9 protein-coding genes are annotated in these 6,546 nt (G+C 62.3%); 4 read left to right on the top strand and 5 right to left on the bottom strand.

Features of this window, described 5'->3' with window-relative positions; translation table 11 throughout:
• Positions 1-40 precede the first annotated feature (40 nt).
• Complete coding sequence (locus OKC29_RS22745; RefSeq protein ID WP_003150544.1) at positions 41-970, bottom strand: recombinase family protein; 930 nt, start codon at positions 968-970, stop codon at positions 41-43.
• A 201-nt stretch (positions 971-1,171) separates the two neighbouring features.
• On the opposite strand from OKC29_RS22745, the gene OKC29_RS22750 reads away from it, so the two are divergent.
• The 3 genes from OKC29_RS22750 to OKC29_RS22760 are packed head-to-tail and all read left to right on the top strand — an operon-like array spanning position 1,172 to position 4,818.
• The gene (locus tag OKC29_RS22750) at positions 1,172-1,411 is read left to right on the top strand and encodes a ribbon-helix-helix domain-containing protein (RefSeq protein WP_003089107.1); all 240 of its coding nucleotides are present in this window, start codon (positions 1,172-1,174) and stop codon (positions 1,409-1,411) included.
• Positions 1,411-1,821, top strand: a complete 411-nt coding sequence (locus OKC29_RS22755) for a putative toxin-antitoxin system toxin component, PIN family (protein WP_003150546.1) — start codon at positions 1,411-1,413, stop codon at positions 1,819-1,821. The genes OKC29_RS22750 and OKC29_RS22755 overlap by 1 nt, the downstream gene beginning before the upstream one ends.
• A gap of 3 nt (positions 1,822-1,824) precedes the next feature.
• A complete protein-coding gene (locus OKC29_RS22760; RefSeq protein WP_033995769.1) occupies positions 1,825-4,818 on the top strand; it encodes a Tn3 family transposase in 2,994 nt (997 codons plus the stop codon).
• A gap of 12 nt (positions 4,819-4,830) precedes the next feature.
• On the opposite strand, the gene OKC29_RS22765 is transcribed toward OKC29_RS22760, so the two are convergent.
• The 4 genes from OKC29_RS22765 to OKC29_RS22780 form a co-directional block, all read right to left on the bottom strand.
• Entirely contained in the window at positions 4,831-5,043 is a 213-nt protein-coding gene (locus OKC29_RS22765) for a GDCCVxC domain-containing (seleno)protein (protein WP_003089113.1), read from the bottom strand.
• A 7-nt stretch (positions 5,044-5,050) separates the two neighbouring features.
• Positions 5,051-5,326, bottom strand: coding sequence for a mercury resistance system periplasmic binding protein MerP (gene merP, locus OKC29_RS22770; protein WP_003150552.1), 276 nt, complete (start codon positions 5,324-5,326; stop codon positions 5,051-5,053).
• 12 nt (positions 5,327-5,338) lie between these two features.
• Positions 5,339-5,554, bottom strand: a complete 216-nt coding sequence (locus OKC29_RS22775; RefSeq protein WP_225865360.1) for a mercuric transporter MerT family protein — start codon at positions 5,552-5,554, stop codon at positions 5,339-5,341.
• Between the two features lie 251 nt (positions 5,555-5,805).
• Positions 5,806-5,982, bottom strand: coding sequence for a mercuric transporter MerT family protein (locus tag OKC29_RS22780; RefSeq protein WP_224873767.1), 177 nt, complete (start codon positions 5,980-5,982; stop codon positions 5,806-5,808).
• A 74-nt stretch (positions 5,983-6,056) separates the two neighbouring features.
• Here OKC29_RS22780 and merR point away from each other — a divergent pair, with 74 nt between their 5' ends.
• Positions 6,057-6,455 (top strand): Hg(II)-responsive transcriptional regulator, encoded by a 399-nt coding sequence (gene merR / locus OKC29_RS22785; RefSeq protein WP_003089120.1) that lies wholly within the window; start codon positions 6,057-6,059, stop codon positions 6,453-6,455.
• Positions 6,456-6,546: the final 91 nt, after the last annotated feature.

Below are 6,546 nucleotides of genomic sequence, written 5' to 3' on the forward strand. Positions count from 1 at the left end.
GGGGTTTGGGGAGCAATGGAACCAAAAACCAACGTAAGCCCTACCAACGCTTTTCGGTGTCTTCTTCCCAGGCGCCCATCTCGACAAAACAGTTGCGCATGTCGGCCTCCTGGCTGATCTCGGTCAGCAGGTCATGCACGCTCTTGTCCAGCTCATCGTCGCTCCGATACGGAATGGTCAACTCATAGTGGCCGGCATCCAGCCGCTTCATGCCATAGGGCTCCAGGCAGTAGCGCTCAATGTTCTCCGTGGCCCGCTTCCGGCCGCGCACGAACTTGCTGTTATTCACCACCGCGAGGCGCAGGGTGACGGTGGCCACCCGCTCGGCGGCGGGCGGCTCTGCCGGCGACGCGGCCGAAGGCTGCTGGTCGCGTGACCTGGCGCTCTTCTGGTACGCGCCGATCTCGACACCACGGTGGCGCAGGTAGCTGTACAGCGTGCTCTTGGAGATGTGCAGCTTCTCGCCGATCGCGCTGACGCTCAGGCGACCTTCGCGGTAGAGGGTTTCGGCCGCCATGGCGGTGGCCTCAGCCTTGGCTGGCAGGCCCTTGGGACGGCCACCGATCCGGCCACGCGCCCGTGCGGCCGACAGACCCGCCTGAGTCCGCTCGCGGATCAGCTCGCGCTCGAACTCCGCCAGCGAGGCGAACAGGTTGAACACCAGGCGGCCTTGGGCGTGGGTGGTGTCGATGGGGTCATTCAGGCTCTGTAAGCCGACCTTGCGCTCTGCCAGCTCGCCGACCAACTCGACCAGGTGCTTGAGGGAACGCCCAAGGCGATCCAGCTTCCAGATCACCACGGCATCACCCGGCCGCACGTTGGCCAGCAGTTTGTCCAACTCCGGCCGGGCGCTTTTCGCGCCGCTGGCGATGTCTTGGTAGATGCGTTCGCACCCGGCCTGTTTCAGGGCATCGACTTGTAGGTCGGCTTTCTGATCCCGAGTGCTCACTCGCGCATAACCGATCTTCATCAAAAGTACTGTTTACTCGACTACGTTAGTAATAGTTGAACTTTGATTAAGCGTACCAGTTATTTGAACCGTAGCGCGGGGAGCTTAACGAACCGAGCCATTCCTCGATAGAGTTCGGCAAAACCTTCGTTTTGTCGAACCATTGCATCGCCCTTTGTGATTGGCGTATAAACACACAAACACCTATTAGCGGAGAACGCTATGAATACCATTCGCTGGAATGTCGCCGTCTCGGCCGACACCGACCAGTCGCTTCGGATGTTTCTGGCCAGCCAGGGCGGCGGCCGTAAGGGCGACCTGTCGCGCTTCATCGAAGAAGCGGTACGGGCACACATCCTGGAGCTGAGCGCTGAGCAGGCCAAGGCCGCTAACGCCCATCTGAGTGAGGCAGAATTGACCAACGCGGTTGACGAAGCGCTCGACTGGGCACGTAAGCGCTGATGCGGGTCGTGTTGGATACCAACATCCTGTTCAGCGCCCTGATCTCGCCACATGGCGCGCCCGATGCGATCTACCGTGCCTGGCGGGCGGCGCGTTTCGAGGTGGTGACCTCGCGGATGCAACTCGATGAAATTCGTCGAGCCAGCCGCTATCCCAAGCTTCAGGCCATCCTACAGCCCGCCAAGGTGGGCGCCATGATCAATAACCTGCAACGGGCTGTGGTACTGGAGCGCCTGACCATCGAGGTCGAAGCCGATGATCCGGATGACTCGTTTTTGCTGGCCATGGCCTTGGCGGGCGATGCGGACTACCTGGTAACCGGTGATCGCCGCGCCGGCCTGCTGCAACGCGGGCACATCGAACGCACGCGGATCGTCACGCCCGCCGTGTTCTGCGTCGAGGTGCTGTGATCAATGCCGGTCGGTTTTCTGACTCAAGAGCAACGCGACGGTTTTGGCCGCTATGTTGATTCGCCCAGCCGTGAAGAGCTGGAACGTTACTTCCACCTGAGCGATGAAGACCGTGAAGCCATCCAGGTGCTGCGGGGTAACCATAACCGTCTGGGTTATGCCGTTCTGCTGACCACCGTCCGCTTCGTTGGCGTTCTGCCGGACAAGCCCGCCGCCGTGCCGGTGGAAGTCCTGCAGGTGCTTTGCCGACAACTGGCGATTCCAGACCCCGACTGCCTCCAGCGCTATAGCGATCATCGCCGCTGGATACATGCCACCGATATTCAGAACCGCTTTGGCTATCGTCATTTCACCGATCCGGGCATCGGCTTTCGCTTGAGCCGCTGGCTGTATGCCCTCTGCTGGACGGGCACCGACCGGCCGGGAGTGCTGTTTGAGCGAGCCACCTCGTGGCTGTTCACACAGAAAGTCCTCCTGCCTGGTGTGTCTCAACTAGAGCGCTTTATCGCCCAGTTGCGCAGTCGGGTCGAAGAACGCCTCTGGTTTACGCTGGGCCGCAGCGTGACTGAGGAACAGCGATTGCAACTGCAAGACTTGCTGACGGTGGCCGAAGGCAACCGCAGCTCCCGGCTGGATCAATTGCGCTCCGGCCCGGTCATGGTCAGTGGCCCCGCGTTGATTCGGGCACTGCGCCGGCTCGATGACGTGCGCGGCATCGGCATCACCTTGCCGGCGGCGGCGCACATCCCTCCCAGCCGTATCGCCGCCCTGGCCCGCTTCGCCAACACGGCCAAGGTCACCGCGATTAATCGGCTGCCGGCGTCGCGGCGGATGGCGACACTGGTGGCCTTCGCACTCTGCCTGGAGGCGACTGCGCACGACGACGCACTGGAAGTCCTGGAGGCCTTGCTGCGCGACCTGTTCAGCAACGCGGAGAAGGCCGACAAGAAAGCCCGCATGCGCAGCCTGAAAGACCTGGATCGGTCGGCCGCGACGCTCGCCGCCGCGTGCAAGGTCGTGCTGGACAGCTCGATCAGCGATGACAACGTGCGCGCCCGGCTGTTCAACGACCTGCCGAGGACCACCCTGGAAAAGGCCCTGGAAGAGGTCAACGCGCTGATCCGCCCGGTAGATGACGTCTATTTTCTTGCATTGGAAGCGCGCTACCGCAGCGTGCGCCGCTTCCTGCCCGACCTGCTCAAGCACATCCGCTTCGGCTTCAGCCCGGCCGGCAAGGGCGTGGCGGCTAGTCTGGAGTGGCTGCAACTGAACCTGCCGCGCCGGAAGCCAGAGGATGACGCGCCGCAGGAGATCGTGGCCAAGGCTTGGCAGAAGCACATCACCCGCGAAGATGGCTCCCTCGACATGGGTGCCTATGTGTTCTGCACGCTCGATGCGCTGCGCACGGCCCTGCGCCGCCACGATGTCTTCGTCTCGCCCAGTTGGCGCTATGCCGACCCGCGTCTTGGCCTGCTCGACGGTGCCGAATGGCTGGCGGCGCGACCGATCATCTGCCGGTCACTGGGCCTGACCATCGACGCCAAAACCACCCTGGACGCCTTGTCCGTCGAGCTGGATGCAACCTGGCTGGCAGTAGCCGCGCGCCTGCCCGACAACCCGGCGATTCAACTGAGCGAGAACACCGAGGGCAAGACCGAACTGTCGCTCGGGGCGCTGGACAAGCTGGACGAGCCCTGCTCGTTGCTGCAACTGCGGGCGGCCGTGTCTGACCTGATGCCGCGTGTCGATCTGCCGGAAATCCTCTTGGAAATCGCCGCCCGCACTGGCTTTTCCGAGGCCTTCACCCATGTCTCCGAACGCAATGCACGCGCCGACAACCTGGTCACCAGCCTCTGCGCGGTGCTGTTGGGCGGGGCCTGCAACACCGGCCTGGAGCCCTTGATCCGCACCGACAACCCGGCGCTGCGCCGTGACCGGCTGTCCTGGGTCAGCCAGAATTATATCCGCGACGACACCCTGTCAGCGGCTAACGCCATCCTGGTCGGAGCGCAAAGCCAACTGGAACTGGCCCAAGTCTGGGGTGGCGGCGAGGTCGCCTCCGCCGATGGCATGCGCTTCGTCGTACCGGTGCGCACCGTGCATGCCGGCCCCAATCCGAAGTATTTCGGCACCGGCCGGGGTGTCACCTGGTACAACCTGATTTCCGACCAATTCTCCGGCCTCAACGCCATCACCGTGCCCGGCACGCTGCGCGACAGCCTGGTGTTGCTGGCGGTCGTGCTGGAACAGCAGACCGAGTTGCAGCCGACGCAAATCATGACCGACACCGGGGCCTACAGCGATGTGGTGTTCGGGCTCTTCCGCCTACTTGGCTACCACTTCAGTCCGCGGCTGGCCGATGTCGGCGGTACCCGCTTCTGGCGCACGCGCCCGGACGCGGACTACGGCAAGCTCAACGGGCTGGCCCGCCAGTCGGTCAAACTCGACCTGATCGCCGAGCACTGGGACGACCTGCTGCGCCTGGCCGGCTCGCTCAAACTCGGCCGGGTGCCGGCGACTGGCATCATGCGCACGCTGCAAACGGGAGATAGACCCACCCGGCTGGCCCAGGCGCTGGCCGAATTCGGGCGGATCGAAAAGACTCTGCACACGTTGACCTATATCGACGACGAGTCCAAGCGCCGCGCCACCCTGACCCAGTTGAACCGAGGCGAAGGCCGGCACAGCCTGGCCCGCGCCGTGTTCCACGGCAAACGCGGCGAGCTCCGCCAGCGCTACCGCGAAGGCCAGGAAGACCAGCTCGGTGCTCTGGGCCTGGTGGTGAACATCATCGTGCTGTGGAACACCCTCTACATGACGGCGGCCGTGGAACGGCTCAAGCAGCACGGCTATCCAGTGCTGGAAGAGGATTTGGCCCGGCTATCGCCGCTGATCTACGAGCACATCAACATGCTCGGGCGGTATTCCTTTGCGGTACCGGAAGAAGTTGCGCGCGGCGAGCTGCGGCCACTGCGTAATCCAGACGACGACCTGTGATCCCCCTAAACGCTATGAGCAACACCCAAGCTGCTGCTGGATCGGCGGGCACTTCACCGAGCCGAACGAACAGAAAACGCAGCAATCCCCTGGGTTGGGGCGCAGCAGCGCCTTGCAGTTGCTGCACTCGTAATAGAACTGGCAGGCGTCCGTGGGCATGGTTTCCGGCTTGGCGAAGCCGCAGCGCGGGCAAGTCAGCACGGACTCAAGGACAATGGCGCTCATCGTGACCTCACTTCTGCACTGTGGAGGGGTATCCCGCGTTCGCGGTCGCCTCAGTCAGTGCCTCGGGCTGGGCCTTATCGGGATCGTAGGTGACGGTCGCCGTCTTCTGGTCGAAATTGACCTGGACGTCACTCACGCCGGACACCTTCTCCAGCGACTTCTTGACCGTGATCGGACAGAGTCCGCACGTCATGTTCTGCACGTCGAGCGTGACGGTTTTCGGGGGAGCCGCCAGCGCCACGAAGGGCAAGGCGAAAAGCACGGCGATCAGCAGTTTGCGCATGGTTAATCTCCTTCAGTAGAACAGCGGGGCGAGCCACGGCACGGCCAATAGGCCGAGCAGCAGCACGCTGACGATCCAGAACACGAGTCGCTGTCGCACGAGCGTGCGCGGATCGGCGCAGGGTGTACCTGGCGTACAAACCTGTGGCACCAGGTAGAGCTTGCGGAATGCCAATCCCAGGAACAGTAGAGTCAACCCGATGAAGAGGGGGCGTAGTGGCTCCATCATGGGGTCACCTCAGAAAACGGAAAAAATCGTACGGTAAGCCGCTGGCATGGTCTAGCTTCTCGCAAACGATCGTTTTTGAGAGGCTTCAATGAGAATCAGATCCGCGCTAGTGCTGGTATGGCATGTTGCTTTCTCGAAAACCACTCTCATATTGCACGGCTGAAACAGCCGAGTTTCGAGAACCACGAAAATGCTGTTTCTAGGGGTTGGCAGCTTGCGCAAAGCCGCGCAGTTGCTGGGTATCGGATCTCTTAACGTGCTTTAATTTCCGAATTCTGAAGCGACCCCATCATGGTCAGAGCGCCCACCCACGTACCGCCGACACCGAGTGCCAACAGCACCAGTGGCCCGACACAGCACACCGACGCACCGATGGCGGTCAGCGAACTCGCGACCAGCGAGCCTTTCCCGGTGAGTTGCATCCCCATTCCCATCTCCTGAGCCTGATTGCCTAGGTGCTATTCTAAACTCCGTACCAAAGTACGGAATCAAGGAGAAAGTGATGGCCACAGAGCTGACCATTGGCAAGCTGGCAGACGCCGCCGGGGTGAACGTCGAGACGATCCGCTACTACCAGCGACGCGGGCTGCTGGATGAACCAGCCAAACCCTTGGGTGGCCATCGGCGCTATCCGGTGGACATGGTGAAGCGACTGCGTTTCATCAAGCGGGCTCAGGCGCTGGGTTTCACGCTCTCGGAAGTCGGTGGACTGCTGACGCTGGATGAGTCGTGCGCCTGTGCCGAAACGCGAGCACGGGCTGCACGCAAGCTCGCGTTGATCGAGCAGAAGATGGCCGACTTGGTCGTCATGCAGCAACTGTTAGGCGAACTGGTGCAGCAATGTGATGCGGGAGACGGCGGAACGATCTGCCCGATCATCGAGGCACTGATCAGAGAGTAATGCCTGGCGGGTGAGCTGGAGATCGGAAAGCCCCTTTACGGTGGGATTCAGAGCTTACGTTGGTTTTTGGTTCCATTGCTCCCCAAACCCC

This window comes from Aeromonas sp. QDB34 (genome assembly GCF_027705405.1).
In the GTDB taxonomy this organism is placed as follows: Bacteria; Pseudomonadota; Gammaproteobacteria; order Enterobacterales; family Aeromonadaceae; genus Aeromonas; species Aeromonas hydrophila.

Bases quoted from the DNA above. Each gene is read 5' to 3' on its own strand.
- OKC29_RS22755 (WP_003150546.1), top strand. From the start codon at position 1,411: ATGCGGGTCGTGTTGGATACCAACATCCTGTTCAGCGCCCTGATCTCG.
- OKC29_RS22775 (WP_225865360.1), bottom strand. From the start codon at position 5,554: ATGATGGAGCCACTACGCCCCCTCTTCATCGGGTTGACTCTACTGTTC.
- OKC29_RS22750 (WP_003089107.1), top strand. From the start codon at position 1,172: ATGAATACCATTCGCTGGAATGTCGCCGTCTCGGCCGACACCGACCAG.
- OKC29_RS22780 (WP_224873767.1), bottom strand. From the start codon at position 5,982: ATGGGGATGCAACTCACCGGGAAAGGCTCGCTGGTCGCGAGTTCGCTG.
- OKC29_RS22765 (WP_003089113.1), bottom strand. From the start codon at position 5,043: ATGAGCGCCATTGTCCTTGAGTCCGTGCTGACTTGCCCGCGCTGCGGC.
- OKC29_RS22760 (WP_033995769.1), top strand. From the start codon at position 1,825: ATGCCGGTCGGTTTTCTGACTCAAGAGCAACGCGACGGTTTTGGCCGC.
- merP (WP_003150552.1), bottom strand. From the start codon at position 5,326: ATGCGCAAACTGCTGATCGCCGTGCTTTTCGCCTTGCCCTTCGTGGCG.
- merR (WP_003089120.1), top strand. From the start codon at position 6,057: ATGGCCACAGAGCTGACCATTGGCAAGCTGGCAGACGCCGCCGGGGTG.
- OKC29_RS22745 (WP_003150544.1), bottom strand. From the start codon at position 970: ATGAAGATCGGTTATGCGCGAGTGAGCACTCGGGATCAGAAAGCCGAC.